This is a genomic window from Flintibacter sp. P01028 (assembly GCF_041925235.1).
GTDB classification, from domain to species: Bacteria; Bacillota; Clostridia; order Oscillospirales; family Oscillospiraceae; genus Lawsonibacter; species Lawsonibacter aceti.
Map to the genome: position 1 here is coordinate 1 of NZ_JBHEVC010000023.1, position 2,396 is coordinate 2,396.

3 protein-coding genes are annotated in these 2,396 nt (G+C 46.9%); all 3 read right to left on the reverse strand.

What is annotated here, in order from left to right; translation table 11 throughout:
- Positions 1 to 200: hypothetical protein (locus ACEVJK_RS14380; protein ID WP_374740897.1), on the reverse strand; the 200-nt coding region annotated here is incomplete at its 3' end.
- 12 nt (positions 201 to 212) lie between these two features.
- Entirely contained in the window at positions 213 to 1,877 is a 1,665-nt protein-coding gene (locus tag ACEVJK_RS14385) for a major capsid protein (RefSeq protein ID WP_374740898.1), read from the reverse strand.
- 63 nt (positions 1,878 to 1,940) lie between these two features.
- On the reverse strand, positions 1,941 to 2,396 hold a 456-nt coding region (locus ACEVJK_RS14390; protein WP_374740899.1), incomplete at its 5' end, for a hypothetical protein.

Genomic DNA, 2,396 nt, shown 5'->3' on the forward strand with positions numbered 1-2,396 from the left:
CTCCACGCATTGTTAGCACTGGTGATGCCTGAAATCTTAGATATATTGTTAGCGATACCGTTAATAGCGCCACTGGCAGAAGAGGGGCCACTACTGGCCCCTCTATTCGCCGTAACCGCACTACTAGCACCACTATCATAGACAGGACCACCGGAGAAAGGGCTCCAACCGGCACCATTCTTACCATACGATACGGCCATAATGCAACCTCCTTAATGATGATCAATCAGACCGGGAATGCTGTACATGGGCATAGCACGGGTACACTTATTCTTAATGAAAATATCTGCCCAAAGCTGATTACTATTCTCCTCACTGACAGCGATAACACGGTTAACCACAGCAGAATCTTCCTGAATCCAAGAATCAGACAGAGAAGGAAGCTTGCTGTAATCGTCGCCAAGGTGCCAAACGTCAAGAGACTGGGGAGCAGTAGAGCGCATCTCACCTGTTACACGATTGGGCTTATAACGATAGTCGGCCCATGCTTCCTGATAGCCAAATACCTCATCGTCAGTCTTACTACCCTGTGCATAGATCTCCTTGTTTAGCACCGCCTGTTCGCCAATATTGGCGAATACAGGCCAGTAAAAATCAAGACGGCCTTTACGGGACCAGAAACGCTCTAGACCCTGCTGGTAGGTATGGTCATAACGGGCAACCATAACGCCAATGATAAAGCCATGCTCTACAAAGGACTTCTTGAAATCACTGTGAACATCGGTAGTCCGGGACTGGCCGGAAGGGTTACCTTGCGGGGTGCTATTAGCGGAAGTGCCGCTAGTCTGGTTAATCTCACTGATGACAATGGGAATACGGTTGCCACCAAGATATTCCGGGCGTTGCAAACGGGCATCCGGGGAGGTCACACCAAAGTGAGACTTCAAAACCTCAATATAGCGTGTACCGCCTCTTGCGTCACGTTCATAGAGCTTCTGGACTTGAAAAGCTAGACGGAGCTGGTTAATGGTGGCCGTAGATACAACGCCATCATTAATAGCCCATAAATTAGTAGGAGCAACAAGCGAAGAAACACTTGCAGACACATTGAACATGCCTAAGTCATTACCGGGAAGCTGACCATTATAATTATCGCCTCCCAAATGCCAATTTGCACTTGATACACCGCCTTTAACATCGGTCCAAGTAGTAGCAACACTACCAACATTAGGAATTTTATCATCAAGAGACATAACCGGGTAATTAGCACCACCAGAAACAGGGATGGTCACGTCCGGGCCTTTCTGGGGGGCTGGGAGACAGCTTGTGAAGTAGTCCCGGTACTTAGCGGCCTTGTAGGGGAGGCCGCCTTTTGCGACATCTGTCACAAATGTGCCAGTGTTCACACCAGCGACGGTTGCGTCGGTCAAGGGGATATTCAACGGGTCACAGAGGTTTTCATCTCTGAACCACTCATTACAAATCAAAGCGTATGCTCTAAAAGGAAGAGCGTTGACAGAGAGACCACTAACACCAGTAGGTACACCCATATAATCAGCAATAGTGCCGATATTCCAACCACCAGAAGGAGCCGTAATCTGCGGGATTTCGTACTCTGTGCTGGGTATCCAAGCACTTTCGTTATTCTCTCCCATAAGCTCTTTCCAATGTTGCCAAACAATTCGATTGGGAACAAAGAAATAATAGGTATCAAGATACAGATTATCCATAATTGGAGTAAGTAAGGAAGGCATGCGAATAACTTTAGAGGTATCGATATCAAATGTGTCACCGGGCAACACCTCATCTACATAGAATGGAACAATGTCACCAACGTTGAAGCTTGTTTTTACAGAGCTGTTTCTGTCAAACGTACTTCTTGACATATCTATTCTAGTAGGATTTAACGCAAAATGACTGTTAGTATTCCTATTCATATTATAACTCCTATATAGAATTAGATTTTTATTCAGTTTTTAAAGTGGATAATTGTTTACAACCTAATCGGTTGAAACTTCGCCAGCGGGTGCAGTAGCGGCGCTGGTCGTTGGCGTCGGGGGCTGTTGTTCAGCTCCGCTATTGGGGACTGGTACTCCAAGCTTCTCAAGGAAGCCAGGTTTATCCATGCTGGCTATGAATTTATGGGGGTCGTGGTCGAACTTTGCACGGGTCTCGACTGGGAGACTCATGAAGAAATTCTCGGCATCTGTGAGAGCCTGAAGAGCCTCTGCGTAGGTCCGGGGCAAGGTAGTGAAATCACCATACATCCCTTGAGCCTTAGAAAGAGCGGATAGATCTCCACGGGCACAACGGTCTACAATGAGCTTGATATCACAGGAATCCTTGTGGGACTGGATATAGTCATACAGATTCTCCTTGCCTTTAGGCTCTAGATCTAGAGTACCATTCTCATCGAACACAGGACCATAGAGGACTTTTTCAGGAGTGCCCGGATT